This window comes from Stenotrophomonas sp. 2619, from assembly GCF_040548725.1.
GTDB classification, from domain to species: Bacteria; Pseudomonadota; Gammaproteobacteria; order Xanthomonadales; family Xanthomonadaceae; genus Stenotrophomonas; species Stenotrophomonas maltophilia_AP.
Genome location: NZ_JBEPSF010000004.1, coordinates 59589 through 85926, shown reverse-complemented (window position 1 = coordinate 85926; position 26338 = coordinate 59589). Strand labels below are relative to the sequence as shown.

The 26338-nt window shown below is 68.1% G+C and carries 24 protein-coding genes; 9 read left to right on the top strand and 15 right to left on the bottom strand.

From position 1 onward, the window contains the following. Positions 1 to 11: 11 nt before the first annotated feature. Genes ABIA71_RS05830 through ABIA71_RS05820 form a run of 3 tightly spaced genes read right to left on the bottom strand, consistent with a single transcriptional unit; the run spans position 12 to position 2298 of the window. Positions 12 to 1337, bottom strand: a complete 1326-nt coding sequence (locus ABIA71_RS05830; RefSeq protein ID WP_354283865.1) for a sensor histidine kinase — start codon at positions 1335 to 1337, stop codon at positions 12 to 14. Continuing rightward, positions 1334 to 1996 (bottom strand): response regulator transcription factor, encoded by a 663-nt coding sequence (locus ABIA71_RS05825; protein WP_354283863.1) that lies wholly within the window; start codon positions 1994 to 1996, stop codon positions 1334 to 1336. The genes ABIA71_RS05830 and ABIA71_RS05825 overlap by 4 nt, the downstream gene beginning before the upstream one ends. Further along, entirely contained in the window at positions 1996 to 2298 is a 303-nt protein-coding gene (locus ABIA71_RS05820; RefSeq protein WP_354283861.1) for a PepSY domain-containing protein, read from the bottom strand. Before ABIA71_RS05820 ends, ABIA71_RS05825 begins: the two co-directional genes overlap by 1 nt. A gap of 116 nt (positions 2299 to 2414) precedes the next feature. On the opposite strand from ABIA71_RS05820, the gene ABIA71_RS05815 reads away from it, so the two are divergent. Beyond that, positions 2415 to 2849 (top strand): PepSY domain-containing protein, encoded by a 435-nt coding sequence (locus tag ABIA71_RS05815; protein WP_354283859.1) that lies wholly within the window; start codon positions 2415 to 2417, stop codon positions 2847 to 2849. 72 nt (positions 2850 to 2921) lie between these two features. Here ABIA71_RS05815 and ABIA71_RS05810 read toward each other — a convergent pair whose 3' ends face one another. From ABIA71_RS05810 to ABIA71_RS05800, 3 genes are all read right to left on the bottom strand, one after another. Then, entirely contained in the window at positions 2922 to 3425 is a 504-nt protein-coding gene (locus ABIA71_RS05810; protein WP_038685750.1) for a hypothetical protein, read from the bottom strand. Positions 3426 to 3529: 104 nt separating this feature from the next. Continuing rightward, the gene (locus ABIA71_RS05805; protein ID WP_354283857.1) at positions 3530 to 4741 is read right to left on the bottom strand and encodes an NAD(P)/FAD-dependent oxidoreductase; all 1212 of its coding nucleotides are present in this window, start codon (positions 4739 to 4741) and stop codon (positions 3530 to 3532) included. A 7-nt stretch (positions 4742 to 4748) separates the two neighbouring features. Then, positions 4749 to 5243, bottom strand: coding sequence for a lipocalin family protein (locus ABIA71_RS05800; protein WP_354283855.1), 495 nt, complete (start codon positions 5241 to 5243; stop codon positions 4749 to 4751). Positions 5244 to 5423: 180 nt separating this feature from the next. Between ABIA71_RS05800 and ABIA71_RS05795 the strand changes: the two genes are divergently transcribed. Both ABIA71_RS05795 and ABIA71_RS05790 read left to right on the top strand, forming a co-directional pair. Then, positions 5424 to 5672, top strand: coding sequence for a hypothetical protein (locus ABIA71_RS05795; RefSeq protein WP_128095767.1), 249 nt, complete (start codon positions 5424 to 5426; stop codon positions 5670 to 5672). A gap of 142 nt (positions 5673 to 5814) precedes the next feature. Beyond that, positions 5815 to 8214 (top strand): DUF3772 domain-containing protein, encoded by a 2400-nt coding sequence (locus ABIA71_RS05790; protein WP_354284067.1) that lies wholly within the window; start codon positions 5815 to 5817, stop codon positions 8212 to 8214. Positions 8215 to 8310: 96 nt separating this feature from the next. On the opposite strand, the gene ABIA71_RS05785 is transcribed toward ABIA71_RS05790, so the two are convergent. Both ABIA71_RS05785 and ABIA71_RS05780 read right to left on the bottom strand, forming a co-directional pair. Beyond that, positions 8311 to 10413, bottom strand: a complete 2103-nt coding sequence (locus ABIA71_RS05785) for a phosphoglycerol transferase I (RefSeq protein ID WP_354283853.1) — start codon at positions 10411 to 10413, stop codon at positions 8311 to 8313. 218 nt (positions 10414 to 10631) lie between these two features. Further along, on the bottom strand, positions 10632 to 12272 hold the full coding sequence (locus ABIA71_RS05780; RefSeq protein ID WP_502961098.1) for an ABC1 kinase family protein: 1641 nt from the start codon (positions 12270 to 12272) through the stop codon (positions 10632 to 10634). Between the two features lie 182 nt (positions 12273 to 12454). On the opposite strand from ABIA71_RS05780, the gene ABIA71_RS05775 reads away from it, so the two are divergent. Then, positions 12455 to 13393 carry a DUF808 domain-containing protein gene (locus ABIA71_RS05775; RefSeq protein WP_128095771.1) on the top strand — a complete coding sequence of 313 codons (939 nt, stop codon included), beginning with the start codon at positions 12455 to 12457 and terminating at the stop codon, positions 13391 to 13393. A 15-nt stretch (positions 13394 to 13408) separates the two neighbouring features. On the opposite strand, the gene ABIA71_RS05770 is transcribed toward ABIA71_RS05775, so the two are convergent. The 3 genes from ABIA71_RS05770 to ABIA71_RS05760 form a co-directional block, all read right to left on the bottom strand. After that, the gene (locus ABIA71_RS05770) at positions 13409 to 14071 is read right to left on the bottom strand and encodes a hypothetical protein (RefSeq protein ID WP_354283849.1); all 663 of its coding nucleotides are present in this window, start codon (positions 14069 to 14071) and stop codon (positions 13409 to 13411) included. A 10-nt stretch (positions 14072 to 14081) separates the two neighbouring features. Beyond that, positions 14082 to 14597: an RNA polymerase sigma factor gene (locus tag ABIA71_RS05765; protein WP_354283847.1), complete on the bottom strand. Its 516-nt coding sequence runs from the start codon at positions 14595 to 14597 to the stop codon at positions 14082 to 14084. A 63-nt stretch (positions 14598 to 14660) separates the two neighbouring features. Beyond that, positions 14661 to 16223: a GGDEF domain-containing protein gene (locus ABIA71_RS05760; protein WP_354283845.1), complete on the bottom strand. Its 1563-nt coding sequence runs from the start codon at positions 16221 to 16223 to the stop codon at positions 14661 to 14663. A 147-nt stretch (positions 16224 to 16370) separates the two neighbouring features. Here ABIA71_RS05760 and ABIA71_RS05755 point away from each other — a divergent pair, with 147 nt between their 5' ends. After that, positions 16371 to 17006, top strand: a complete 636-nt coding sequence (locus ABIA71_RS05755; protein WP_354283843.1) for an NAD(P)H-binding protein — start codon at positions 16371 to 16373, stop codon at positions 17004 to 17006. Positions 17007 to 17170: 164 nt separating this feature from the next. On the opposite strand, the gene ABIA71_RS05750 is transcribed toward ABIA71_RS05755, so the two are convergent. The 4 genes from ABIA71_RS05750 to pdhA are packed head-to-tail and all read right to left on the bottom strand — an operon-like array spanning position 17171 to position 21062. After that, positions 17171 to 18568: a dihydrolipoamide acetyltransferase family protein gene (locus ABIA71_RS05750; protein WP_354283841.1), complete on the bottom strand. Its 1398-nt coding sequence runs from the start codon at positions 18566 to 18568 to the stop codon at positions 17171 to 17173. Further along, positions 18565 to 18918: an SH3 domain-containing protein gene (locus ABIA71_RS05745; protein WP_259208857.1), complete on the bottom strand. Its 354-nt coding sequence runs from the start codon at positions 18916 to 18918 to the stop codon at positions 18565 to 18567. The genes ABIA71_RS05750 and ABIA71_RS05745 overlap by 4 nt, the downstream gene beginning before the upstream one ends. Before the next feature lies 1 nt (position 18919). Next, complete coding sequence (locus ABIA71_RS05740; protein WP_354283839.1) at positions 18920 to 19987, bottom strand: alpha-ketoacid dehydrogenase subunit beta; 1068 nt, start codon at positions 19985 to 19987, stop codon at positions 18920 to 18922. Further along, positions 19980 to 21062 carry a pyruvate dehydrogenase (acetyl-transferring) E1 component subunit alpha gene (gene pdhA, locus ABIA71_RS05735; protein ID WP_038685762.1) on the bottom strand — a complete coding sequence of 361 codons (1083 nt, stop codon included), beginning with the start codon at positions 21060 to 21062 and terminating at the stop codon, positions 19980 to 19982. Before pdhA ends, ABIA71_RS05740 begins: the two co-directional genes overlap by 8 nt. 335 nt (positions 21063 to 21397) lie before the next feature. Between pdhA and ABIA71_RS05730 the strand changes: the two genes are divergently transcribed. The 4 genes from ABIA71_RS05730 (at position 21398) to ABIA71_RS05715 (ending at position 26311) form a co-directional block, all read left to right on the top strand. Next, the gene (locus ABIA71_RS05730) at positions 21398 to 22276 is read left to right on the top strand and encodes a tryptophan 2,3-dioxygenase (RefSeq protein ID WP_038685763.1); all 879 of its coding nucleotides are present in this window, start codon (positions 21398 to 21400) and stop codon (positions 22274 to 22276) included. A 241-nt stretch (positions 22277 to 22517) separates the two neighbouring features. Then, positions 22518 to 24020, top strand: coding sequence for a peptide MFS transporter (locus ABIA71_RS05725; protein ID WP_354283836.1), 1503 nt, complete (start codon positions 22518 to 22520; stop codon positions 24018 to 24020). A gap of 14 nt (positions 24021 to 24034) precedes the next feature. Then, the gene (locus ABIA71_RS05720) at positions 24035 to 24637 is read left to right on the top strand and encodes a thioredoxin family protein (RefSeq protein WP_502961089.1); all 603 of its coding nucleotides are present in this window, start codon (positions 24035 to 24037) and stop codon (positions 24635 to 24637) included. 531 nt (positions 24638 to 25168) lie between these two features. Then, positions 25169 to 26311: a hypothetical protein gene (locus ABIA71_RS05715; protein ID WP_354283834.1), complete on the top strand. Its 1143-nt coding sequence runs from the start codon at positions 25169 to 25171 to the stop codon at positions 26309 to 26311. Positions 26312 to 26338: the final 27 nt, after the last annotated feature.

Here is a 26338-nt window from a genome sequence, read left to right as displayed (position 1 = left end):
CCGGCGGCGGGTCAGCCTGCCGGCAACGACAACGTCGCCCTCAACCCCGGGTGCGTATTGGCCAGCACCAAGCTGCCACCGTAACTCTCGGCGATGTCGGCCACGATCGCCAGGCCCAGGCCGCTGCCGGCCGCGCGCTGGTCCAGCCGCACGCCACGCTCGAGCACGTGCTGCAGCTCCGCGTCGGGCAAGCCCGGGCCATCGTCCTCCACGCGGAGGTGCAGTTTGTTGCCCTCGTGGCGCACGCTGACACGCACCGTGTGCGCGGCCCACTTGCCGGCATTGTCGAGCAGGTTGCCGAGCATTTCCTCCAGGTCTTCGCGCGCCCCGGCAAACAGCCCCTGCGCATCCGGGTCCTGTTCGAACACCAGCCCGCGCTCGTTGTGCACGCGCTGCATGAGGCTGCACAGCGCGCCCATCACCGGCGCCACCACGGTGCGCTGCTGGCTGTCGGCGCCGATCCCGGCGGCCAGGTAGCGCTCGATGCTGGCCTGCATGCGCGCGGTTTCGCTGCGCAGGGTCTGGCGCCAGTCGCTGCCATCGCCCTCGGCTTCGGTCATCAGCACCGTCAGCGGCGTCTTCAAGGCGTGCGCAAGGTCCTCGGCACTGCGGCGCGCACGCACCACCATGCGCTGATGGTGGTCCAGCAGGTCGTTGAGCTGCACCGCCAGGGGCGCCACTTCCTTGACCAGCCCCTGCTGCGGAAAGCGCACGTTCTCGCCGTTGCGGACCTGGCCGGCGATGCGGCTCAGGTCGGCCAGCGGGCGCAGGCCGTAATGCACCTGGGTGACCAGCACCGCGAACCACAGGGCCACCAGCACGGCCAGCGCCAGGGCCGTGCGCTGGCGGAACGCGCTGACCTGGGCGTCCAGATCGCTGCGGTCGGTGGCTACCACCACGCGCAGCGGCGTGGGCACCCGCGGCAACGTGACCTGCTGGGCCAGCGCACGCAGCGGGGCCTGCAGCGGGCCGGTGGTGTCGAAGGCCTGCGCCGGGCCGGTGCGCAGCGTCGCCGGGGTGGTCAGGGTTTCATCCCACAACGAGCGCGATTGCCCCAGCGGCTGGCCCTGGGCGTCCTGCACCTGCCAGTAGGTGCCGGAAAACACCCGCTGGTAGCGTTCGTCGAACAGTTCGCGGCGCAGCTGCAGGCGGCCCTGCGCATCGCTCTCGGCCAGCGCCAGCACGGCGATCAGTTCGTTGCCGAGGCGCTGGTCCAGTGCGCTGCGTGCCGAGCGCTCGTACATCGCCCCCAGCCACCAGGTGGCCAGCGCCGACACCAGCACCAGGCCCACGCCACCGGCGAGCAGCAGGCGGGTACGCAGCGAGCCGGTGTTCATGGCTGCGCCGACAGGCGGAAGCCCTGCCCGCGATGGGTATGGATGAGGTCGCTGCCCAGCTTGCGGCGGATCCGTCCGATCAGCACGTCCAGCGTGTTGGAATCGGGGTCGAAGCCGGCCTCGTACACATGCTCGCCCAACCGCGAGCGGCTGATCACCACGTCGGGATGGTGCAGGAAGTAGCTCAGGATGCGCTGCTCCTGCGGGCTCAGGTGCAGCAGTTCGCCGTCCAGCTCGAAGCGGCCGGCGTTGACGTCCAGCAGCAGCGGCCCGCATTGCAGGCGCGGGCTGGCATGGCCGGCGCTGCGCCGGATCAGCGCACGCAGGCGCAGCAGCAGTTCTTCGGGCTGGAACGGTTTGGTCAGGTAATCGTCGGCCCCGGCATCGAAGCCGGCCAGCTTGTCGTGCCAGCGCGCCCGGGCGGTCAGCACCAGCACCGGGAAGCCGCGCCCGGCCTGGCGCCAGCGCTCGATGATGCTCAGGCCATCCAGCCCCGGCAGGCCCAGGTCGACCACCGCCGCGGCGATGTCCTCGATCTGGCCGAGCTCTTCGGCCTGGCGACCCTCGGCGCTGTGCAGCACCAGGTAGCCGGCTTCTTCCAACAGGGTCTGCAGCCGGTTGGCCAGCAGGGCATCGTCCTCGGCAAGCAGGATCCGCATCAATCTTCTTCCATCTTCAACAGGCGCCCGGTAGCCGCATCGTAATCCAGCTCCATCACCACGCCGTTGGCGCCGAGGATCTCGATCTCGTACGTGCCGTCATCCAGTTCCACTTCCACCAGCTTGCCGGGGTAGCGGCGCAACGCGTCGGCCACCACCTGCTGCAGCGGCACCAGGCGGCCCTGGCGCACGGCCTGGCGCACCGCCTCCTGCTGGCGGCTGCCGCCCTCGTGCACGCGCACGGGCTCCTGCGGGCTTAACGCCAGCAGCACGGGCAACAACAGGGAGGCGGTAAAAGGCATGCACACGGTATACGCGGTGTGTCTAAACAGTGCCTAACAGCCGGGCTCATGGTCCGCTTAAGTGCGCTTGCCAGACTGGCGGTGCCGGAATCGACCGGCCCCTTCTGGAGACCCCCATGAACAAGCTGATCCTGGCCGCCGCCCTTGCCACCGCGCTGGTGTCCACCCCGGCCTTGGCCGCCGAGCTGAGCGCTGCCGACGTGCAGGCCAAGCTGCGCGCCGCCGGTTACACCCAGGTGCACGAGCTGGAACGCGACGACGGTTTGTGGGAAGCAGACGTCACCCGTGCCGATGGCAGCTTCGAAGAAGTGATCGTGGACCCGGCCACTGGCGAGATCTTCGACCCGCGCAGCCCCCGCGCCCTGCTCGATGCCGGGCAGATCCTGGCCGTGGCCCAGAAGGCCGGCTTCCGCCAGGTGGAGTCGTTCGAACGCGACGGTGCCACCTGGAAGCTGGAGGCCCGCAACGCGCGCAACCAGCGCGTGGAAGTGCGCATGAGCGGCCACGACGGGCGCGTGTTGTCGAGCAAGCGTGAAGGCTGGTGGGACTGAGCACCGCGCCGCAGATGACGCGGATGCAGAAACGGCCGGGGAGCCCGGCCGTTTCGCTGTGGTGGAGCTACCTCACCAGCCGTACGGAGGCGGGTAATCCCAGTACCCCGGGCCGGGGCCGTAGCCATAACCGCCGTACCCACCGTAGGGGCCGAAGCCCGGACCCTTGCCCTCGCTGACGCGGATGTTCACGTTGACGTTGTGGGTCTTGCCTTCGTCGGTGGTGTAGTTCTTGTTGAGGTTCAATTCGGCCGCGTTGTAGTGCGTATTGCCGAAGTTCTTGGCGTAGCCGATACCGGTGGTGATGCTGCCGTTGACCCGCAGCTTGTCGTCGGTGACATCGGCGATGCCGTTGGCCGCGCCCCGGTCGCTCAGGCGGCGGCCGCTCTTGTCGCCGTAGAAGGTGCCGGGCGGGTCGCCGCGCAGCGACCCATCGCCCAGGTACTGCATGGGCGCCTGCGGGACAGCCAGGTTGAGACCGGTCGCCGACTGCGGGCCGGTGGCCCCTGCCGCGGACTGAGCCAGGGCAACCCCGGGGGCAAGCAGGCACAGCAGCAGCGAAAGCGAGCGGATCATGGTGGGCTCCGGAACGGACGGGCAGCACGCAGGCCGCCGACAGCGCTGACGCTATCACCGGCTGCTTGAACGATGCCTGTCATGGCAGCGCTTCCAAGGGAACTTTACTCCAGCCGCTCGAACCCGAACAGCGCGGCCAGCGGGTGCCTGCGGCGTTCGATGCGGGCACGCAGCAGGCCGGCGCCGATCATCGAGTAGGTGATGCCGTTGCCACCGTAGGCCATGCCGAACAGGACCCGCGGGCCCCATTGCTTGTGGGGGCCGAAGAAGGGCAGGCCGTCGGCGGTTTCGGCAAAGGTGCCGGCCCAGGAGAAGGCCGGCTGCAGCGGCAGGTGCGGGAACAGCGCGCCGACCTTCTTCAGCAGGCGCGCGGCCTTGGCCTCCACGCGCCGGTCGCGCCGGGCCGGAATATCCACCGCATCGTCCTCGCCGCCGATCAGCAGGCGCTGGTCGCCGGTGCTGCGCATGTACAGGTACGGCCGCGCGGACTCCCAGACCATGGTCTGGGCCAGTGGCCCCAGCAGGTCCTCCGGGATCGGGTCGGTGATGAAGGCGTAGCTGCTGCGGTTGCGCGCCACCGACGAGGACAGCCACTGCTGGTTGGCGTAGCCGGCGGCCATCACCACATGGCCGCAGCGGATGCGCACGCCCTCGACGGTGGTGGCGGTCACGCCGCGCGCGGTGGGTTCCAAGGTGGCCAGCGTGGTGCGGTCATGCACTTGGCAGCCGTTCTTCTGCAGCCGCGCCAGCAGGCGGTAGGTCAGGCAGTAGGGATCCACGCGGGCCGCCAGCCCGCTGAGGATGGCGCCCGGCGCGTCCAGGCTGAATTCGTCCTGCACCGCCTCACGATCCAGCCAGCGCACGTCGAAACCATGCCGCTGGCGCAACGCGAACTCCTCCTGCAGCACGGCGCGGTGCCGGCGTTTGCTGGCGTAGTACAGGCTGTGCATGGGATGGCAATCCACCCCCTTGAGCCCACGGGCCACCTCGCGCAACGCGGGAATTGCCGCAGCGCACGCCTGGTAGGCCTGCACGGCGGCGGTTTCACCGTACTGCCGGGCCAGGTCGATCAGGTGGGTGTCGATCTCGTACTGCAGCAGCGCGGTACTGGCGGCGGTGCTGCCCCAGCCGATGTCGCGTTGTTCGATCAACGCGACATCGTGGCCGTTGGCGCACAGTTCGTTGGCGATCAACGCACCGGTGATACCGCCGCCTACCACCAGGACATCGCACTGCACGTCGTCGCGCAGGGGCGGGAAGGCGTGCATCAACCCGTTGCGCACCGCCCAGAACGGGTAACCACTTTTGAGGTCCATGCGGGGCTCAGGCGGTGGGGTGGCCGGTATGCGGGGTCTGGATCAGCGGCCCCAGGTCAAAGCCCTGCTGACGGGCCTGGGCCAGGTAGTGGTCCTGCACGGTGGTATCGAGGGTAGGGCTGCGCGACAGCAGCCACAGGTACTTGCGGTCGGGGCTGCCGACCAGCGCGACGCTGTAGTCCGGTGCCACCTGGATCACCCAGTAGTCGCCCTTGGTGAAGGGAAGCCAGCGCAGTCCCTTGGGCAGGAAGCTGACTTCCAGCCGCGCGCTGTCGTTGTCCACCGGGCAGGCTTCGCCTTCGGCTTCCTCAATCTCCCCGTCCATGCGGCAGCGGTTGAGCACGGCCACGTGGCCGTTCTCCTTCAGGCTGTAGTGCGCCGACACGTCGGTGCACCCGTCCGGCTCATGCTTCATCGGCAGGCGGGCGATTTCATACCAGGTGCCCAGGTAGCGCGGCAGCTTGAGGTCCGGAACGGTCTTGAGGTCGGCGTGTGTGTTCATGGGGTGCGCGAAGAGAAGGTGCAGCCACCATGCCGCGCCCACCGCCACGGGTAGGTGAAGCCGGCGCAGGCGCGGCGTGGAGAACGTTGCGTTGCCTGTGCGGGATGCACCGGCGCGGCAGGCGGCGCTATTCTGTGGCCGGGCGATGCCTGCCTGTTGTTCACTGCGATGGAGATGCCGATGTACCACGTGATCCTGCTCAAGAGCCCGACCGATTTTGCCCGCGCGCGCTGGGAGGCGGCCGAGGACGTGGTGGACCACGACGGCGTGGCGTACTCGCTGCGCGCCGGCCCACGCCAGCCGTTGCCCACCGACCACGCCTGGGACGAGGTGGCCGTGTATGCGCCCGATGAGATCAGCGAAGAGGAATTCCAGGACTGGTATGCCAGCCTGCGACCGCAGGTGGAAGAGCTGCGCCTGAAGTACTGAGGACGGGGTGCCGGGTGCATACCCGGCGTGAACGCACCCCGGTTTATAGTTCGCGCAGGCGCGGTGGTCCGCGCGAATCCCGTGGTGCGCCGGCTTGTCTTCCCGTCCTTTCCGTTCCTTCCTGCGGCCACTGGCCTGGTTGATGCTGTGCACCTGGTTGAGCATGGCGCCCTTGGCGCTGGCCCAGGGCGATGATGCCGCCGCCGATGATCCGATCGCCCAGCTGGCACAAGCCGGCAAGGACCTGAAGCAGATCCAGGCCGCGGTCGAGACGGCCGATACCCCCGATACACTCAAGACCCTGTCCGACCGGGCGCTGGCCGTGCAGCGCGACGCCGATGCGGCGCGCAATGCCCTGCAGCCCCAGCTGGAGCAGGTGGATGCCCGCGTGGCCCAACTGGGCGAGGTGGTGGAAGGCACCACCGAGGCACGCGATATCGCCGCCCAGCGCAAGGCGTTGAACCAGCAGCGTAGTGACCTTGCTTCGGCCATTGCACGGGCCAAGCTGTTGGCCGGCGATGCCAAGCAGGTGGGCGCGGACATTGAAAAGATGCGCGTCACCCAGTTCAGCGAGGACCTTGCGCGCAAGGTCAACTCGCCGCTGTCGCCGTCGTTGTGGAAGCAGTTCGCGGTGCACGTGCCGGCCGACTATTCGCGGCTGGTGGTGCTGTACCGCTTGGGCGAGACCGCGGCACGCAAGGCGATTGCCGAACACGGCTGGGGCACGCCGCTGACCGGGCTGGCGCTGGCGCTGCTGATGTTCTTCCCGCTGCGGCTGTGGCTGCGCGCCGCCGGCCGCCGCTATGCCGCCTCCGAGCGTGCACCCGACGGGCGCCTGCGTCGGTCCGGGCTGGCGGTGTGGCTGCTGGCGGTGGGCACGCTGCTGCCGGGCTTCGCGGTCGTGGTGCTGGTGGCTGCGCTGGACGCCATCGGGGCGATTCCGCCGCGGTTGCAGCAGCTGGCGCTGCATTTCCAGGTGGCCACGTTCGTGGCGGCCTTCATCACCGCGCTCAGCGCCTGTCTGCTGGTGCCCAAGCGACCGTCCTGGCGCCTGCTGAGCCTGGATGACACCGCAGCATGGCGGCTGCGCAAATACGCCTGGGGCGCGGCGGGGCTGACCTTCCTGAGCATCCTGCTGGTGGAGATCAACCGGGCCTCGCGCACCAGTGAGATCACCACGGTGGCGGTGGACGGCCTGATCGCGATCACCTACATGGCGCTGATCGTGGCCATTCTGGTGTCGCTGGCGCGCCTGCACCGTCGCCAGACCGATGAGGCCCAGGCCAAACTCGACGCGCAGACCGATTCCGGCGCGAAGCAGCCCAAGGCGCCGGTGCGCAGGAGCGGCTGGATCGTGCTGGCGCGGCTGGCCGGGCATGTGGTGGTGGCCGCGGCGGTGATCGCCACGCTGCTGGGCTACCTCAACCTGGCGCTGTTCGTGGCCCAGCAGCTGGTGTGGGGCGCGGTGGTGCTGCTGGCCGCCTCGTTGCTGCTGAAGTTCGCCGACGACCTGTCGCTGTGGCTGCTGTCGCCCACCAGCCGGGTAGGCAAGAGCATCGTGCTGACCACCGGGCTCAACGATGCCAAGGTGGAACAGGCCGGCGTGCTGCTGTCGGCGGTGCTGCGCATCGGCGTGATCCTGCTGGCGGTGCTGGCGTTGACCGCGCCCTTCGGCAACCTCAATACGTTCTTCAGCGCCATGGACTCGCTGTCCAACGGGCTGACCATCGGCACCACCACGCTAAAGCCCAGCAGCGTGCTGTATGCGGTGCTGGCCTTCCTGGTGGTGTGGGCGGTAATGCAGGCCTTCCAGAACTGGTTGACCAACACCTACCTGCCCAAGACCGACCTCGACGCCGGGGCACGCAACTCCATCAGTACCGTCACCCGCTACCTGGGCATCATCGCCGCGGTGCTGTGGGGGCTGACCGCGCTGGGCATCGGCTTTGAAAAGCTGGCGCTGGTGGTCAGTGCGCTGTCGGTGGGTATCGGCTTCGGCCTGCAGGCGATCACCCAGAACTTCGTGTCCGGCCTGATCCTGCTGGCCGAGCGCCCGGTGAAGATTGGTGACTGGGTGAAGCTGGGCGACCAGGAGGGCGACATCAAGCGGATCAGCGTGCGCTCCACCGAGATCCAGGTGGGCGACAAATCCACCCTGATCGTGCCGAACTCCGAGCTGATCACCAAGACCATCCGCAACATGACGATGGGCAATGCGCAGGGGCGCATCCAGATCCAGTTCTCGGTGCCGCTGAGCACCGACGTGGCGGCGGTGCGGCAGATCCTGCTGGACTGCTACAACGAACACGTGGGCGTGCTGGCCGAGCCGGCACCGTCGGTGTTCATCGATTCGATCGCCAACGGCCAGGTAGCGATCAACAGCTTTGCGTACGTGTCCGGCCCGCGCGCGGTATATGGCGTGCGCAGCGACCTGTACTTCACGATGCTGCAGAAGTTCGCGGCGGCGCATATCGCGCTGTCCTCGCCGACCGACATCCACCTGGTCCGCGATCCGGCCGCGCCGCAGGAACCGCAGGGTTAGGTGACGACCCTGTCGCGGTAGGTACCGACCATTGGTCGGTACCACGATCAGGCCAGGCCAAGGCATGCCGACCAACGGTCGGCACCCGCCGCATGCTTACCCGCGGTTGCTGCGGCGCGAGGGCACCAGGGCGAAGTTGTCCACGGCCAGCTTCTCGGCGTGGTTCAACCACGCGCGGATCTCCAGGTCGTCCACTTCGTGGTCCAGGCCGAACGGCACGCTGATGCGGCCGTCGGCATCGGGCTGTACCCACTGCTGGGCCACCACCACCTTGCGCTGCGAGGACACCGCTTCGATCCAGAACCCGCGATCAGGCGACTGCTTGGCCACGAACTGCAGCATGTACTGGCCCGCGCGGGTGCGGCGGCCCTTCTGGGTGATCATGTGCGCCTGGCGGATGCTCGGGCGCGGGCCATTGAACGGCTCCAGCGGACCATCCACCGCGAAGCCGGTGCGCAGCGCATCGTCGCGGTACAGCTTGATGCCCTTGTCACGGTTGACCAGCATCGCGCACCAGTCGCCATCGGCCGAGCCGTCCTCGAATGCGGTACAGCGGTCCACGTAGGCCAGCGTGTTGGCCGGGTCGGCATCATCGAACTGCTTGGAGGTGTTCTCCAGGTACACCGACTTCAGGTCGAACTGCTTGTCGTACTCCAGCAGTACCGGCGGCTGCACATGCTGCAGGCCGATCACCACCTGGTTGTCGTCATCGATGCGCAGCTGGCGGGTCTTGTCGCCCAGCCACAGCGAACGCGAGAAGGCCAGGTAACGGGGGTAGTCCTTGCCGTTGTCACGCAGCGCGGCGGCGCTGGCACTGTCGGTGCGTTCGGGATCCAGCAGCGAGCGGCCGAAGCCGATCGCCTTGATGCCCGGGTCGATCAGGCTGAGCAGCGTGGCACCGGAATCCAACGTGGAACCGGCGGTGGCCGCCAGCTGGCGCGGGGCGATGTCCTTGCCCAGGAACAGCAGCAGGTTCTCGCGCTTCTGCTTGGCCAGCACATGGCTGAGGTCGTTGGGCATGGCCAGGTGATCGGAGGCGATCACGATCAGGGTGTCTTCGCCATACGGGCTGGCCTGGATGCGATCGACCAGCTTGGAGATCAGGCCGTCGGTGCACTTGAGCGCGTTGAGCAGGCCGATGTTGCCGTATTCGCTCTGGTAGCGGGTGCGCTTGCAGGCCACCGGCAGGTGCCCGGCCGGGTGGTGGGTGTCCATGGTGAGCGTGGTCAGCATGAACGGCTGGCCAGCCTTGGACAGCTGCTCGAAGCGGTCATAGGCCTTGTCCAGCAGCACGTCGTCGTGCACGCCCCAGGTGGAGAAGTGCGAGCGCGCCACCTTCTGCGTCTTGAACCAGGCCAGGTCATCCACCGCGTCGAACCCGTGCGTGGCCAGGAACTGGCCCTTGCCGGCGAACTGCCCGTTGGCGCCGCCCAGGTAGTGATTGGTATAGCCCTGCTGCTTGAGGTAGTCGCCCAGGCACACTGCTTCGGGCAGGAAGCTGCCCATGCGGCCCATGCTGTTCTCATCGTCCTTGGCGGTGGTCAGCGGCACGCCGCACATCGACGACACCAGGCCGGCGATGGTCCAGCCACCGCCCTCGGCAGACACTACTCCACGCACATCCAGCGCCTGGCCGGCCAGCCGGTTGAGGTTGGGCATCAGGCCGGGGAAGGTGGTTTCGTCGAGGTAGGTGCGCTCCAGGCTTTCACCGTAGATCCACACGATGTTGCGCGGCTTGGCCAGCGCCTGTTGCGGAATTTTGTACTCGGGCGCAATCACGGTGTAATCCACCGGGCGCATCTGCTGGTACAGGCGCAGGCCGTCGCTGTACAGCGGGCTGACCGCAATGGCCACCAGCCACATCGCGACGAAACCCCCGAACACTGCCTTGCCGTGTTCGATGCGGCGCCAGCGCTGCATGCGTGCGGCCGCCAGCGGCAGCAGCGACACCAGCAGCAGTGCGATGTAGGCGGCGATGTAGCCCTTGAAATCGGCCACGCCGGCGCCTTCCATGTCGGCGCCCAGGTGATACAGCGTGGCTGCATTGAGCCCATCGCCGGACAACTTGTTGATCAACCACCACGTACTCAGCAGCACCAGCAGCAGTGACATCAGGCTGGCCTTCCACCATATCCACTTGCGCGAGGCGAGCAGTAACCAGGAGAGCAGCAACAGAGTCAGCAGCAGGATCCAGAGCATCGGCGGTATCGGTAGTGGAGACAGTTGGTGATGGACGTCATGACGACGTATTTCCCATCCGACCGGCTGTCCAACCACACCTGCATGACAAGCCGATGACCCGATCATGCATGCACGAACCTGACTGAAATGTTTGTTTCAGGATGCTGAAGCCGCGTTACAACGCATCGTGTTTTCAGGTGTAAAACGCACGTGAAGAAATGCACGGCATCGCAACATCACCGATGGCCGCGCTCTTCCTTCGAGCGTGCACGACGATCAAAGATCAGCGCGCTGAGGATGATGCCCAGGCCCAGTGCCACGCCGATCAACATCAAGGTGAATGCGATGGCGGGATAGCCGAACAGGTGCCAGCCGGTATCCACTTTCATCATCATCGCCGCAGCAAGAATCAACGCGGCGGTAACAATGCCGGCCGACACGCGGTTGGCGATCTTCTGCAGGTTTTCCATCAGCCGTGATTCTTCCAGCCCGGTCACCTTCATCTGCAGGCGGTTCTCGGCCAGCAGGGCAAGGATGTCGGACATCTTGCGCGGCCCTTCGCGCAGCAGCTGCTGTATCTCCATCGCTTCGCTGGCCAGGTTGGCCGCCGACAGCGATTTCTTCAGGCGCGCACGCATCACGTGCTGCAGCTGTTTTTCCACGATGCGGCGGGTGTCCAGGTCGGGCGACAGCAGCCGGCACACCGTTTCCAGGTTCAGCAGTGCCTTGCCGAGCAGGCTCAGTTCCGGCGGCGTGCGCAGCCCGCTGGCGGTGGCGATGCGGACCAGGTCGAGCACCACGCGGCCCTCGGAGAAACTGGTGTTGGCCGCATAGCGCGCGATCATCTGCCCGGTTTCGCGCAGGTAGCGTTCTTCGTCGAACGATTCCAGGCGGGTACTGATGCCGATGATCTCGTCGGCCACTTCCTCGCCACGTCCGTCCACGGCGGCGAACAGCAGCTTGAGCAGGCGCTCGCGCAGGCGCGGCGGCATGTGCGCGACCATGCCCAGGTCGAAGATGGCCAGGCGACCCTGCGGGGTGACGCGCAGGTTGCCCGGGTGCGGGTCGGCGTGGATCTCGCCATGCACGAAGATCTGGTCGATGTAGCCGCGGATCAACGCGGCGGCAAGCGGCGCCATCGGCTCTTCGGTGCGGCGCACGTCGGGAATCATGTCCACCCGCACGCCGTTGGCCAGCTCCATGGTCAGCACGCGGTGGCTGCAGTAGTCCCAGATCGGCTGCGGCACCCACAGCGGCTTGAACGGCTTGAGGTGCTGGCCGAAGCGCTGCAGGTTTTCTGCCTCGGCCTGGTAGTCCAGCTCCTGCATCAAGGTCTTGGCGAACTCGTTGAGCCAGTCGCGCAGGCGGACCCGGCGGCCGACCTGGGTGAGATGGTCGGCGGCCAGCGCGAAGCTGCGCAGCACCTCCAGGTCCGAGCGCAGCTGCGCGGCGACTTCCGGCTTCTGCACCTTTACCGCCACCTCGCGGCCATCATGCAGCTGCGCGCGGTGCACCTGCGCAATGGAGGCACACCCCAGCGGCACCGGGTCGAAGCTGGCAAACAGCTTGGACACCGACGCGCCCAGCTCCTGCTCGATGATCTGTGAAATGCGCTCGACCGGAATCGGGGCCACCTTTTCCTGCATGCGTTCCAGCGCGGTGGCAAATTCCACCGGCACCATGTCCGGGCGGGTGGACAGCATCTGCCCCAGCTTGACGAAGGTGGGGCCGAGCGATTCCAGGTCGGTGACAAACTGCTCCGGATTACCCTCCGGCGGCACGTCGTGCACCGCGCGGGCGTCCAGGTTCATGCCCGAAAACACCCCGGAGTTCCGGTAACGCAGCAGCAGGCGCAGGATCTGGCTGCGGCGGTTCATGCCTTTTACCAGCGATGGCGAGCCAGGGGCGACGGGCGTGGTATTCAAGCAGGGCTCCAGGACAAGTGTCCCCGGCAGTGTGCGGGCGGGCAGGTGGTGGGGCGGTGAATCCACCGGCATCTACCGCGAACAGGCCAGGATCGGGCAGAATCCACGCTTCCCGCTTGATCTATTGGATTGCCATGGCCGGTGCCAGCCTGTTTGCGTTGCTCGATGACATTGCCACGCTGTTGGACGACGTGTCGGTCCTGACCAAGGTCGCGGCCAAGAAAACCGCCGGCGTGCTGGGCGACGACCTGGCGCTGAACGCGCAGCAGGTCACCGGGGTCAATGCCAACCGCGAGCTGCCGGTGGTGTGGGCGGTGGCCAAGGGCTCGCTGGTGAACAAGGCGATCCTGGTGCCGGCCGCGCTGGCGATCAGCGCGCTGGAGGCCTGGCTGCGCGGCAAGGGCTACCCGGTGCCGATCGTGGTGCCGCTGATGATGATCGGCGGCGCGTTCCTCTGCTACGAAGGCGTGGAGAAGCTGGCGCACCGCTTCCTGCATTCCAAGCAGGAGGACGAGCAGCACAAGGCCGAACGGGTCAAGGCGCTGGCCGACGAGAAGGTCGACATGGTGGCCTGGGAAGGCGAAAAGGTGAAAGGCGCGGTGCGCACCGACTTCATCCTGTCGGCCGAGATCATCGTGCTGTCGCTGGGCGTGGTGTCGGCCGCGCCGTTCCTCAACCAGGTCACTGCGCTGGTGGTGATTGCGCTGGCCATGACGGTGTTCGTCTACGGCTTGGTGGCCGGCATCGTGAAGCTGGACGACCTGGGCCTGTACCTGTCGCGCAAGGGCGCCGCCCTGGCGGCCTTCGGCCGTGGCCTGCTGATCACCGCGCCCTGGCTGATGAAGTTCCTGTCGGTGGCCGGCACCGCGGCGATGTTCCTGGTGGGGGGCGGCATCCTGGTGCACAACGTGCCGGCGCTGCACCATGCCGTGGTCGCGCTGGGTGGGGAAGGCCAGTGGGGGTGGTTGGTCAACGCGCTGGGCAACATGGTGGTGGGCGTGATCGCCGGTGCGATCGTGCTGGCCGCGGTGATGGGGTTCCAGAAGCTGCGCGGCAAGAAAGCGGCCCACTGACCGGGTCGCGGTCTATCAGCGGGCGTTCCAGTCGCGCAGCGCCTCCAGCTCTGCGCGTGCGCCGGCCAGGCGGCGCCCGGACAAGGCATCGATCGCGCGCTGCAGGCGGGCGGATTCCGGCGCCTGACGCTGCCAACGCCGGGCCAGGAGCAGCAGGGCGGTCATCAGCGCCGCCCCGGCCACCAGCGAGATCAACAACGCGCGTGCGGCGAACGCGGACAGGTCGATGCCCCAGGCCTGCCATGCCACCAGCACCGGCACCGCCAGCCACAGCCAGCACCAGGGCAGCCCCAGCAGCAGTTCGCCGGCGGCGGTCTGCATGCGCAGCAACGCCAGCTGCCGGGACTGCTGCAGCACCGGCTGGTCGGGCTGCAGCTGCCCGCGCAGGTGCAGCCGGGCCGCGCTGACGATGATCACCGCCACGCAGTAGACGTGCAGCGCCACGGCGCTGAGCATCACCGCCAGCGGCGGCTGCTGCCACCACACGCTGCCGCAATAGATCGACAGCGCCAGCCAGAACAGCAGCTGCATCACCTGCACCGCACTGAACGCAGACAACTGGCGCTGCGCGGCGTTCTGCCGGTGGCGTCGCCAGCTGTTCAGCGCGGCGGTCGCCTCGCTGTCGTCGGCGTCGCCGCCGGCCTGGTGCCACAGCTGCTTGAGTGGGTCGGTATGCATGGCGATGGCCTCAGGCGGTGGGGTCGAAACGCGCGCGCAACTGCTGGCGCAGGCGGTGCAGGCGGGTGGACACGTTGGCGGTGCTGATGCCGAGAATGTCGGCGATCTGGCGGTGGTCGTGGTCGTCCAGGTGCAGCAGCATCAATGCCCGGTCCAGCGGCGGCAGCATGCGGATCGCCGCCTCCAGCTGCTGTACCGCGTGCTGCTGTTCGGCCGGTGCACCCTCGTCCACCGGCAGGGTGTCCTCCTCCAGCGCGGCATGGTGGCGTTGCCGAAGCTGCTGCCGGCGCACCTGCGAGATGGCCACGTTCAGCGCGACCCGGTACAGCCAGGTGGAAAAGCGGGCGCGTGCCGGGTCGAAGCTGTCGAACGCATCCCAAGCCTGCACGCTGATGTCCTGGATCAGGTCGAGCCGGTCTTCCTGGTGCGCGCAGTAGCCGCGCGCGATCTTCAGCACGATGCCGCGGTGCTGGTCCAGCAACGCGGCAAAGCGGAGGCGGGGGTCGCGGGCGGCAGGGGCGTTCATGTCCATACCCGGGTGATTCGCACGAAGGAGGCGGTTATCACAGCGCCTCGACGGGAATGCCGATCACCGGGGGGCGTCGGCCGCCTGCACGCGGTTCTTGCCGACCCGCTTGGCCGCATACAGGGCCGCATCGGCACGCCGCAGCAGGGCATCCACCGGTTCGCCGGCCTGCCATTGCGCCACCCCGGCGCTGAAGTGCACCGGCACCCGCGTCTCGTCCAGCGGCAGCGGGCGCTGGGCCAGCGAGCGCTGCAGCCGCAGCAGGGTGGACATGCTGTCGGCGGCGGGCGTTTCGGGCAGCAGCAGCACGAATTCGTCGCCGCCGATGCGGGCGATCGCATCGGTGCTGCGCAGGTGCAGCTGGCAGACCGTGACCAGGTGGCGCAGCACCGCATCGCCGCCGGCATGGCCGTGGGCGGTGTTGGTCTGGTGGAAGTCGTCCAGGTCGATCAGCGCCAGGGCCAGCGGGTGCCCATGGCGGCCGGCCCGCGCCAGCTCGCGCTCGACCAGCTCGTCGAAGCCGCGGCGGTTGAGCGCCCCGGTCAACGGGTCGGTGCGGACCAGCCCGGACACATCGCGCAGTTCCTGCTCCAGCTCGGCGATGCGCTGCTCGGCCTGTTCCACTTCGCGGCGTGCATTGCCCAGGTGGTCGCGCGCCTGCAGTGCCTGCTCCTGCACGCGGCCGGTGTCCTGCAGCACGCCCTGCAGCAGCTGGCTGAGGTCGGCGATGCTGCGCGCTTCCTTCAGGGCCAGCGCATAACTGCTGATCCGGTCGTGGTATTCGCCGGTGCTCACCGCCATGCCGTCGAGGCGCTCGATGAAGCCGCCCATCAGGCCCTTCATGGCCGCCTTGGATTCAACGATGCCCTGCTTGAGCAGACCCTGTTTGTAGATCACTTCGCGCAGGTTGGCGCGCGCCTGGTCGACCGAGTCGCGGTCCAGCGGGCCGCTGATCAGCTGGCGCACCGCATGCACCTGCCCATGCAGCCAGCTGCTGTCGTCCAGCAGCTCGCCGATGTTGTCCAGCAGCAGGTCGAACAGGCTCAGCAGCAGTTCCTGCTGTTCCTGCCAGCCATCGCTGCGCACGCCGATCTGGTGGGTCAGCTCGCGCAGGCGCAGTTCGATCGGCTGCAGCGGCTGGCCGGGATGCCAGTGGCGCAGGTCGGCGGCGATCTGCGCAGGTTCGTCCCGCAGCTCGGGCATGTTCTGCAGCAGGCTGGCCACGGTCACGCCCAGCGTGTGCCGCAGCAGCTCGCGCAGGCGCAGGCTGTCGGGCTGGCCGTCGGGGCTGTCCTGCTCGATGGTGCGGATGTACTTGTCGATCAGCTGGCGCATCGCGCGGCCATAGCTGACCCAGTCGGCACTGCGCTGCGCCGACTGCAGGCGCAGGCCCATGTCGCCCAGTTCGCCGGGCAGGGTGGACATGCCGTTGGCGAAGGCGGCCAGTAGCGGTTCGGGGCTGTCGATGCCGGCGAACAGGCGCTGCAGCATCGCGCTGCTGCCGCCCTTGGGGCCGGGCGCGTCCACGCTGGCCGTGTCGATCACCCGGGTGCCGGCCTGGCGCCGCGACAGCAGCCGGCCCACGGCGGTGCCGGGGCTGGGGGGAGCGTCGTGCGGGTCGTTCATGCGCGGATCCTTGGCGGGTCACCGGCGGGGCAGCCGGGCGGGTGGAAGAGGTTGGAACAGTATCGGCGCCGTGCAGGCCGGCTTGAACGCGGGCCGGGCACGTCGGCTGTGCCACGATGGTAGGCAATCTGACGGTGGGAGCGTGCGATGAAGGTGATGCTGGTGGGGGCAACCGGGCTGGTGGGCGGGCACGTGCTGCAACAGCTGCTGGAGGACCCGCGCTGCGACGCCGTGGTGGCGCCCACCCGGCGGCCGCTGGCGCATGCCGACCCGGCCCTGCACAGCCCGGTGGTGGACTTCGAACGGCTGCCGGTGGACGCGCCCTGGTGGGCGGTGGACGCAGTGATCTGCGCGCTGGGCAGCACCATCAAGCAGGCCGGCAGCCGCGAGGTGTTCGCCCGGATCGACCACGACTATCCGCTGCAGGTGGCGACCCTGGCCCAGGCCCACGGCGCGCACGCGTTCGTACTGAATTCGGCGATGGGGGCAGACGCCGGTTCGCGGATCTTCTACAACCAGGTCAAGGGCCGGTTGGAGCAGGACCTGCGCGGGCTGGGCTACCGCTCGCTGACGCTGGTGCGGCCGGGCCTGATCGGCGGCGAACGCAGCGAACGACGCACCGGCGAGCACCTGGCCAGCCTGGTGCTGGGGGCGCTGGGCCCGGTGCTGCCGCGCGCCTGGCGGATCAACCCGGCGGCGAACATCGCCACTGCCATGGTGGAGGCGGCACTGGCCCCGCGACCAGGCGTCCAGATCGTGGACGCAGCAGCCCTGGCCGGGTAGAGCCGACCGTTGGTCGGCTGCGAGCAACCCACCGCGGTAGAGCCGACCGTTGGTCGGCTGCGCGGGATACCGGGGCGCAAACAACAACGGCCACCCTGCGGTGGCCGTTGTCGTTCTTTCGATTGCCTGCCGACCAACGGTCGGCAGCTACCGGTGCACGCAGATCAGCTGGCCAGTGCCAGATCATCCAGCATCGCGCGCAGGAAGCGCGCCGCTTCGCCGCCGGTGGCCGCGCGGTGGTCGAAGGTGACCGACAGCGGGATCACCTTGTGCGCTTCCACGCCGCCCATCACCGGAGTCATCTGGTGGCGGGCACGGCCGGCACCGACGATGGCCACGCACGGCGGCACCACGACCGGGGTCGCGTAGCGGCCGGCGAACATGCCGAAGTTGGACAGCGAGATGGTGTAGCCGCTCAGCTCGGAGGCGGCGATCGAGCGCGATTCCACCTGCTCGCGCAGGCGGTTCACGCCCTCGCGGATGCCGCGTGCGTCGAGCATGTCGGCATTGCGCAGGGCCGGCACGAACAGGCCGTCGTCGGTGTCCACCGCGATGCCGATGTCCACCTGGTTGTGCAGCGTGCGGGTGAGCGCATCGCCGTCGAACCATGCGTTCAGCGCCGGCACCTTCTGGCAGGCCACCACGATCGAGCGCACCAGGCGCGCGGTGACGTCGTTGCCCGGCACCCAGGCGTGGATGTCGGCGTCGTCGTTGAGCGTGGTCGGCACGACCTTGCTGTGTGCATCGGCCATGACCCGGGCCATGTTGCGGCGCACGCCCTTGAGCGGTTCCGGCTGGCCCTTGGCCACCACGCCCGGCGGCTGGGTGCGCATCGGGCGGCCGGCGGCCGACAGCGGCGTACGCGATTCGGCAGCGCGCGCCACCGGTGCCGGTGCAGCGGCAGCCGGTGCGGCCACGGCGGCACGGGCCGGCGCAGCGCCGACCTTGGCGCTGCCATCGGCGGCGGCCTGCTTGACGTCGGCCATGGTCACCGCGCCATCGGTGCCGGTGGCACGCACGCGGGTGAGGTCCACGCCCAGCTTGCGCGCGGTGGCGCGCACGGCCGGCACGGCCTTGACCCCGCCCACGGCGACGGCCTGTTCGGCGTGCACGGCATTGGAGCTCTGCATGGCGCCGACCACGGTGCCGGCGTCATCGCGCTCGGCGCTGGGCTTGGCGATCTCGCCCCCGTTGTCCGACGCCACCACCTTGTCCGGCTGCGCGGCCGCGGTCTGGCCGGTGCTGGGGGTCGGCGACGGGGCGGCATGCCCGTGGCTGTGGCCGGTGTCCTGGCCATCGGCGCGCTGCGGCATGTTCGGGTCCAGCTCGAACTGGGCCAGCACGCTGCCGGTGGGAATGATGTCGCCTTCACCGCCGGCCAGCGCCAGCACCTTGCCGGAGAACGGCGAGGGCACTTCAACCACGGCCTTGGCGGTCTCCATGGAGACCAGCGGCGCGTCGAGCGCGATCACGTCGCCTACCTTGACGAACCACTCCACGATCGTGGCGTCCGGCAGGCCTTCGCCGAGGTCGGGCAGGTGGAAATTCTTGTTCTCACTCATGTGCAGTTCTCTTCCAGCAGTTCGAGATCGCGGGCCGGCAGCCAGCCCGTCGCGCCGTTCGCGCGCTCGGACCACCACCAACCACCGTGTTCATGATGCAGTTTGACCAGTTCACCGCTGTCCACATCCAGTTCGCGGGCGTCATAGTCGCGCAGGGCTTCTGCGCGACCATCGTCCAGCAACTGCAACCACGCCACCGGTGCCCAGCCGGCACGCCCGTCATCGGTGCGTACCCAGGCAAACGCCGGCCATTCCTCGTCACGAACACCCAGTTCGACGATCTGGCCGGTGCGGAACCGGAGCGGGTTGGGGTACTGGCTGCGGTACGGGCCTAGGAGGCGGGCCCGCACGTCAGCCTGCCGCAATGGCGCGTTTGGCCGCGCTGACGATCCGGTCCACGCTGGGCAGGTACTTCATTTCCAGGCGGAACAGCGGAATGTGGGTGTCATAGCCGGTGACGCGCTCGACCGGTGCCAGCAGGTCGTACAGCGATTCCTCGGCCAGGCGCGCGGCGATTTCCGCACCGAAGCCGGCCGTCTTCGGCGCCTCCTGCACGATCACGCAACGGCCGGTCTTGGCCACCGACTCGGCGATGGTGGCAAAGTCGAGCGGGCGCAGCGTGGCCACGTCGATCACTTCGGCACTGATGCCTTCGCCGGCCAGCTTGTCGGCTGCTTCCAGCGCTTCCTTCACCTGCGCGCCCCAGGTCACCAGGGTCACGTCGGTGCCGTCGCGCAGCACGAAGCACACATCCAGCGGCAAGGCTTCGCCGTCGTTGACGACCACTTCCTTGTACTGGCGGTAGATGCGCTTGGGCTCCATGTAGATCACCGGATCCGGTTCGCGGATCGCGGCCAGCAACAGGCCATAGGCGCGCTGCGGCGAGGACGGCAGCACCACGCGCAGGCCCGGCACGTTGGTGAAGATCGATTCGTTGGCTTCGCTGTGGTGCTCCGGCGCGCGAATGCCACCGCCCCACGGCACGCGCAGCACCATCGGGCAGTGCAGGCGGCCACGGGTGCGGTAACGCAGGCGCGCGGCGTGGCAGATGATGTGGTCCACCATCGGGTACATGAAGCCGTCGAACTGGGCTTCGGCCACCGGCTTCATGCCCTGTGCGGCCAGGCCGATGGTCAACCCGGCGATGGTGGTTTCATCCAGCGGGGTGTCCAGGATGCGGTCGGCGCCAAAGCGCTGCTGCAGGCCGGCGGTGGCGCGGAAAACGCCGCCGTTGACGCCCACGTCTTCGCCCAGCACCAGCACCGACTTGTCGTGCTCCAGCTCCCAGGCCAGTGCCTGGGTAATGGCTTCGATGAGGGTGATCGGGGTGGTGGTCATGCTGTCTTCTCCGCGCGCGACGGCGGCGCTGTCGGCGGCGTTGGTCTGCGCGCTGGAGGCGCCGTTCTTGATCTCATCCATGGCGCTGCTCCAGGGCAATCGCCTGCGCACGCTGGGCCAGCAGGTCCTGCGGCGGATCGGCGTACAGGAAGTCGAACATCGCCTCCACCGGCTGCACCGGGGTGTTGAGGTACAGGTTCACTTCTTCGTCCACGCGCTTGCCGCACTCGGCGGTCCAGGCGGCTTCCTCTTCCTCGCTCCACACACCGGCGTTGGTGAGGTACTTGCGCAGGCGCAGCATCGGCTCGCGCTGCCAGGCATCCTTCACTTCGGCGTCGTCGCGGTAGCGGCGCGCGTCATCGGCGGTGGTGTGGTCGGACAGGCGGTAGGTCATCAGTTCCAGCACGGTGCCGCCGTCGCCGGCCAGCGCGCGTTCGCGGGCCTGCAGCATGGCGGCCATCACCGCGATCAGGTCGTTGCCGTCCACCTGCAGGCAGAACAGGCCACCGGCCAGGCCCTTCTGCGCCAGCGTTTCGGCACCGGTCTGGGCCGAACGCGGGACCGAGATGGCCCAGCCGTTGTTGACGATGCACAGGATCAGCGGGAGCTTGTAGGCACCGGCGGAGTTCAGTGCCGCGTAGAAGTCGGTCTTGGAGCTGCCGCCATCGCCGCACACCGCCACCGCGATCTGCTTTTCGTTGTTGAGCTTGAACTTCAGCGCCGCGCCGGCCGCGTGTAGGCACTGGGTGGAAATCGGCACGCAGAACGGGAAGTCCTTGGCCGCGTTGCCGCCGTAGTCGTTGCCCCGCTCGTCGCCGCCCCAGTACATCAGCACGTCGTGCGGGCGAACGCCACGCATGAACATCGCGCCGTACTCGCGGTAGGACGGCGCGAACACGTCGTCCTTCTGCATCGAGGCGCCAATGCCCACGTGCGCGGCTTCGTGGCCCAGGCAGGCCGCGTAGGTACCCAGCTTGCCGGTGCGCTGCAGCGCGATCGACTTGCCGTCGAACACGCGCACGAACAGCATCTGCTTGAACATCGGCAGCAGCGCGCGTGGATCGCGCAGGGCCTCGGGCAGGTCATCGCGGACGAGCGTGCCGTCCGTGTCCAGGTACTGCAGGTATTCGATCTTGAACTCAGCGGCAACCGTCATTGCGTACTGCACCTTCGACAGGAAGTTACAAATGATATGAATTGCCATGTTAAGGAAGGCGTACGAAAAAGCCGTCCTGCGGCGCAGCAAGTGTCCCGGTGGACAATACGCCCATATACCCCGGAAGGGGCGCGAAATGCCAATGACTGCAACGTATTCAGTTGCCGCAACCGGGCATGAGCGAGCAGCGGCGGGGTAGGGTGGCGGCGTGCCGCAGCCGGCCTGCCCGCGCAGAATCCGGCCCCCGCCCCGGCACCACACGCCGGCGCATGGCCCCCGCCGCCCGGGAGCGCATGCTGTGCGCTACCCTTTGACCCCCTCATTTGGCCCACGCCATGTCCGTCGAGAAGAACCAACGCGACCTCGAAGCCGGTATCCACACCGATCTGCAGGGGCGCCTGACCTACGGCGGCTACCTGCGGCTGGACCAGCTGCTCAGTGCCCAGCAGCCGCTGTCCAACCCGCCGCACCACGATGAGATGCTCTTCATCATCCAGCACCAGACCTCCGAGCTATGGCTGAAGCTGCTGGCCCACGAGCTGCGCGCGGCCATCGGCTTCCTGCAGCGCGATGAAGTCTGGCAGTGCCGCAAGGTGCTGGCGCGCAGCAAGCAGGTGCTGCGCCAGCTGACCGAGCAGTGGTCGGTGCTGGAAACCCTGACCCCGTCCGAGTACATGGGCTTCCGCGACGTGCTGGGCCCGTCCTCGGGCTTCCAGTCGCTGCAGTACCGCTACATCGAGTTCCTGCTGGGCAACAAGAACGCGCAGATGCTGCAGGTGTTCTCGCACGACCCGGCCGGCCAGGCGCAGCTGCAGGAAGTGCTGGACGCGCCCAGCCTGTACGAGGAATTCCTGCGCTACCTGGCCCGCTTCGGCCACCCGGTGCCGGCCGAGTACACCGGCCGCGACTGGCAGCAGCCGCACGTGGCCGACGACGCCCTGCACCCGGTGTTCGAGCGGATCTACCAGAACACCGACCGCTTCTGGCGCGAGTATTCGCTGTGCGAGGACCTGGTGGACCTGGAGACCGCCTTCCAGCTGTGGCGCTTCCGCCACATGCGCACCGTGATGCGGGTGATCGGCTTCAAGCGGGGCACCGGCGGCTCCAGCGGGGTCGGCTTCCTGCGCCAGGCGCTGGAGCTGACCTTCTTCCCGGAGCTGTTCCAGGTGCGCACCACGATCCGCAACGACGACCCGATGCCACCGGACGCCTGAGCCCGCGCCGGGCCCGATCGCCCTATTCATCATGACGCCCGGATGACCACGGGGCTGCCCACAGCCCCCGCCGTTGCTGCGCTGGCGGGCCATCGCCGACGGTTGCAGATGCAAGTTCAGCGAGCATGTCGTCACCTGCACGGATCAGCGTGTATTTGACGTGAACGCCGTTGGTCTGGGATTCTCCCGCGCTGTTCGCACATCGGACGTGCATGTCTTCCACCGAACCCAGGAATCCCGCATGAGCGTAGACGCCGCCGCGAAATCCATTCCCGACCCGGCGTTGCCGGAGTTCAAGACCACGCTGGGCCACCCGCGCCCGTTGTGGATGCTGTTCATGACCGAATTCTGGGAACGCTTCGCGTTCTACGGCATCCGCTGGGCGCTGGTGCTGTACATCGTGTCGCAGTTCTTCGAGGGCGACTCGGCCGGCCAGGCTGCGGCCAGCCGGACCTACGGTGCCTACCTGGCGCTGGTCTACGCGGCGGCCATCTTCGGCGGCTACGTGGCCGACCGGGTGCTGGGCTACCAGCGTTCCATCCTGACCGGCGCGATCATCATGGCCGCCGGCCTGTTCATGGTCGCCATGCCGAACAAGGAAGTGTTCGAGCTGGGCCTGGCCACGATCATCATCGGCAACGGCCTGTTCAAGCCCAACATCTCCACCATGGTCGGCAAGCTGTACGGCCTGAAGGATGAGCGGCGCGACTCGGGCTTCACCATCTTCTACATGGGCATCAACATCGGCGCGATGATCGCCCCGGTGCTCACCCAGTACCTGGCCGAGCGGGTGTTCGGCACCCAGGCGATGCCGTCCTACAAGATGGTCTTCATCGCCTCGGGCATCGGCATGCTGATCAGCCTGGCGTGGTTCTACGTCGGCCGTGCCGGCCTGAAGGGCATCGGCGCACCGCCGGTGGGCGCCGAAGGGTTCGGCCGCATCATCATGGTGTTCCTGGGCGCCATCGTCGCCATTCCGGTGGCCTACTTCCTGCTGTCCACCGGCGCCACCGCGCTGGCCTGGATCCTGGGCGTGATGTTCATCGCGCTGGGCGTGCTGCTGCTGGTTGAAGGCATCCGCGAGGGCAAGGTCCAGCGCGATCGCGTGATCGCCATGCTGATCATCTTCGTCTTCAACGTGATGTTCTGGATGTTCTTCGAACAGGCCGGCAGCTCGTTCACCTTCCTGGCCGATGAGATCGTCAACCGCCAGCTCGGCGGCTGGACCTTCCCGACCGCGTGGTTCCAGTCGGTCAACTCGGTGGCCATCATCACCCTGGCCCCGATCATCGCCTGGATCTGGATCAAGCTGGGCCGCGCCAACCCGTCGATCCCGCGCAAGTTCGGCCTGGGCCTGCTGTTCAACGGTGCAGCCTTCGCGCTGCTGATGCTGGCCCTGTCGAGCATGGTGGTGGACGGCAAGATCCCGTTCTGGACGCTGTTCATGGTCTACGTCATCCAGTCGGTCGGTGAGCTGTGCCTGTCGCCGATCGGCCTGTCGATGGTGACCAAGCTGGCCCCGGTACGCCTGGTGGGCTTCGGCATGGGCGGCTGGTTCCTGTCCACCGGCATCGGCAACAACCTGTCGGGCATCTTCGCCGGCGTGGTCAGTGGCGAAGGCGGCATGACCGTGGAGTCGGCCCTGAAGGGGTACACCTTCGGTTTCTGGGCGTTGATCATCTCCGGTGCGCTGCTGTTCCTGCTCGCCCCGCTGATCAACAAGCTGATGCACGGCGTCAAGTGAGGTCGGTGATGCGCATGCACGCATGGGGTGGTGCGATGATCGTGGCCGGCCTGCTGGCCGCCTGCTCGCCGTCGTCGGCGCCGTCCACCGCGCCTGCGCAGCCGGTGGACACCACCGAACAGAAGGCTCCGGTGGCCGATCCCAGCGTGCCGGTGGCTTCGGGCAATACCCCGGCCGCGGCGGATGTCGCGGCCGTGGCGGCGCTCAACGCCCAGTTCGACCCGGCCCGCGACCCGGTCGCCGACCTGGCCACGGCCAAGGTCGAGGCCCAGCGCGGGGGCAAGCGGATCGTGCTGGACGTGGGCGGGGAGTGGTGCTCGTGGTGCCACCTGATGGATGCCTTCATCGAGGGCGATGCCGAGATCCGCAGCTTCCGCGATGCCAACTTCGTGTGGATGAAGGTCAACTACAGCGAAGACAACGAGAACGCGGCGTTCCTGTCGCAGTTCCCGGCGATCAAGGGCTACCCGCACCTGTTCGTACTCGACGCTGACGGCAAGCTCCTGCACTCGCAGTTCACCGGCGAGCTGGAGGCCGACAAGGGCCAGCCGAAGGGGTACAACCGCACGCGGTTCTTCGCCTTCATGAAGGACTGGGCGCCTGCCAAGGCGCCGTGACCGGAGAAAAAGCCGCGGATTCCGCGGCTTTTTTTTGGGTCTTCGCCCATCTGCGGGACACGCAAAAATGGGCCTTGACGCTTTTCGGCGCGGCCGTCGGTGGGTCGGACGCTGGGCCCCCATGCCCTTGGAGGCGAAGTAAAGGAGGAGGGGGCGGCCACAGGCCGACGCCGGGGGACATTCGCCGGAAAGGGCATGGGGGCCCAGCGGCCGACCCGCCGACAGCACCAGAAAGCCTGGCCCTCACGCTCGCGACCGGCCTGATCGGGGACGCCAGCCGATCCGAACGGCGCCAGCACGCCCGGCCACCCGCGCACCGTCGTGCTCACCCTGCGACGGCCCTGGCGACAAGTCGCTCCCTGAGATGGGAGAAGAACCTTTTTTGCTCTTCTCCCCACGGTGGGAAGCACGCGCGGGGGATCCCGCACTCCTGTGCCACACCTGCCCCTCAATTTACGCGGACCGCTGCCGTTACCTCCAAGGACCTCATGCCGCGCGTGTTTCGTGGCGCACACCAACGGACGGATACGCATGCAGCCGGGCACCAGCGACAGCACTTCGGACACCAGCCTTGATGTCACCGGCGGGGTAAGCCTGCCCCCGGTGGACGTGCTGCTGGACGACCACGGCACGCCGGACGGCGGCGATGCGCACGACGATGCCCCGGCCCCCGGCACCCTCCGCTACCGGCTGCCGCTGGTGGCGGTGCCCGACAACGTGATGCTCAAGGCCGCGGTGCAGAAGCTGGTCGAACAGAAGGCGCAGCTGGACGTGCTGGCACGCAACCCGGCCCTGGCCGGGCTGCTGCCGCCGGAATGGCAAGGCAGCGGCTTGCGCGCGCTGGACCTGCAGAGCTTCGTGCTGTCGGTGCTGCCGTTCCTGCAGAACGCGGCCAAGGCCGAGACCGCCCCGGCGCGTCTGCCGCTCAAGCACGTGCTGGGCGACACCGGCCGCTGGGACCGCGACGACGTGGACGAGCCCAAGTCGCTGGCCTTCTTCCTGGCCAGCGACGACCGCGCCAGTGCCGGGGTGAAGGATCCGGCCGAGGCCTACCTGGTCGGGGCGCTGGGCCTGGCCTGGGCGCACGAAGGCCGCACCCGCCCCGGCTTCCTGCGCCAGATGGGCTGCGACAGCATGGCCGCGCGGGTGAGCATGCTGCCGTACCCCGAACCGGGCCAGCTGGCGCTGTATGCGGTGGTGGCCCATGGCGTGAGCCAACTGTGGTGCGTGCTCGACCGGCGCAAGCTGCGCCCGCTGCTGGCGCCGTGGATCAGCGTGCCGTTGCTGACCGCCTACGGGGTCACCGCCCCGATGACCTGGCCAACCTCGTTCCCGCCGGTGGAAGAGGTGGCGCAGATGCTGGCCGTGGCGCGCACCGGCAAGGGGCCGGTGGAAGTGGACCTGACCAAGGTGGCGGCCAAGGTCAAACAGGACGCGTCGGCCGAAACCTGGATGCCGGTGAGCCTGCTCCAGGTAGGCACCTGGGCGCCGCGCTGGGGCTATTTCATGGCCACGTTCATCGGCCTGCCCTCGGCATTGCTGGTGCTGGCCGCGCTGGCCCTGCCCAGTGCGGTGGAAGCGCCCGTGGTGGCCGCCTCGCTCGCCTTTGCCGGCGGCGCCATCGGCGCCCTGGCCGCGCCGTGGGTGCATGCGCGGCGCAAGCATCTGAGCTGAGGCGCAACGACCAACGGTCGTTGCCTA

Excerpts from the sequence above, each read along its gene's own strand:
- ABIA71_RS05760 (WP_354283845.1), bottom strand. The coding sequence starts at position 16,223 with ATGAACGACCCGCACGACGCTCCCCCCAGCCCCGGCACCGCCGTGGGC.
- ABIA71_RS05785 (WP_354283853.1), bottom strand. The coding sequence starts at position 10,413 with ATGCTCTGGATCCTGCTGCTGACTCTGTTGCTGCTCTCCTGGTTACTG.
- ABIA71_RS05810 (WP_038685750.1), bottom strand. The coding sequence starts at position 3,425 with ATGATCCGCTCGCTTTCGCTGCTGCTGTGCCTGCTTGCCCCCGGGGTT.
- ABIA71_RS05740 (WP_354283839.1), bottom strand. The coding sequence starts at position 19,987 with ATGGATGAGATCAAGAACGGCGCCTCCAGCGCGCAGACCAACGCCGCC.
- ABIA71_RS05730 (WP_038685763.1), top strand. The coding sequence starts at position 21,398 with ATGTCCGTCGAGAAGAACCAACGCGACCTCGAAGCCGGTATCCACACC.
- ABIA71_RS05825 (WP_354283863.1), bottom strand. The coding sequence starts at position 1,996 with ATGCGGATCCTGCTTGCCGAGGACGATGCCCTGCTGGCCAACCGGCTG.
- ABIA71_RS05755 (WP_354283843.1), top strand. The coding sequence starts at position 16,371 with ATGAAGGTGATGCTGGTGGGGGCAACCGGGCTGGTGGGCGGGCACGTG.
- ABIA71_RS05765 (WP_354283847.1), bottom strand. The coding sequence starts at position 14,597 with ATGAACGCCCCTGCCGCCCGCGACCCCCGCCTCCGCTTTGCCGCGTTG.
- ABIA71_RS05805 (WP_354283857.1), bottom strand. The coding sequence starts at position 4,741 with ATGGACCTCAAAAGTGGTTACCCGTTCTGGGCGGTGCGCAACGGGTTG.
- ABIA71_RS05800 (WP_354283855.1), bottom strand. The coding sequence starts at position 5,243 with ATGAACACACACGCCGACCTCAAGACCGTTCCGGACCTCAAGCTGCCG.
- ABIA71_RS05775 (WP_128095771.1), top strand. The coding sequence starts at position 12,455 with ATGGCCGGTGCCAGCCTGTTTGCGTTGCTCGATGACATTGCCACGCTG.
- ABIA71_RS05750 (WP_354283841.1), bottom strand. The coding sequence starts at position 18,568 with ATGAGTGAGAACAAGAATTTCCACCTGCCCGACCTCGGCGAAGGCCTG.
- ABIA71_RS05715 (WP_354283834.1), top strand. The coding sequence starts at position 25,169 with ATGCAGCCGGGCACCAGCGACAGCACTTCGGACACCAGCCTTGATGTC.
- ABIA71_RS05790 (WP_354284067.1), top strand. The coding sequence starts at position 5,815 with ATGCTGTGCACCTGGTTGAGCATGGCGCCCTTGGCGCTGGCCCAGGGC.
- ABIA71_RS05830 (WP_354283865.1), bottom strand. The coding sequence starts at position 1,337 with ATGAACACCGGCTCGCTGCGTACCCGCCTGCTGCTCGCCGGTGGCGTG.
- ABIA71_RS05820 (WP_354283861.1), bottom strand. The coding sequence starts at position 2,298 with ATGCCTTTTACCGCCTCCCTGTTGTTGCCCGTGCTGCTGGCGTTAAGC.
- pdhA (WP_038685762.1), bottom strand. The coding sequence starts at position 21,062 with ATGACGGTTGCCGCTGAGTTCAAGATCGAATACCTGCAGTACCTGGAC.
- ABIA71_RS05815 (WP_354283859.1), top strand. The coding sequence starts at position 2,415 with ATGAACAAGCTGATCCTGGCCGCCGCCCTTGCCACCGCGCTGGTGTCC.
- ABIA71_RS05770 (WP_354283849.1), bottom strand. The coding sequence starts at position 14,071 with ATGCATACCGACCCACTCAAGCAGCTGTGGCACCAGGCCGGCGGCGAC.
- ABIA71_RS05720 (WP_502961089.1), top strand. The coding sequence starts at position 24,035 with ATGCACGCATGGGGTGGTGCGATGATCGTGGCCGGCCTGCTGGCCGCC.
- ABIA71_RS05780 (WP_502961098.1), bottom strand. The coding sequence starts at position 12,272 with ATGAACCGCCGCAGCCAGATCCTGCGCCTGCTGCTGCGTTACCGGAAC.
- ABIA71_RS05795 (WP_128095767.1), top strand. The coding sequence starts at position 5,424 with ATGTACCACGTGATCCTGCTCAAGAGCCCGACCGATTTTGCCCGCGCG.
- ABIA71_RS05725 (WP_354283836.1), top strand. The coding sequence starts at position 22,518 with ATGAGCGTAGACGCCGCCGCGAAATCCATTCCCGACCCGGCGTTGCCG.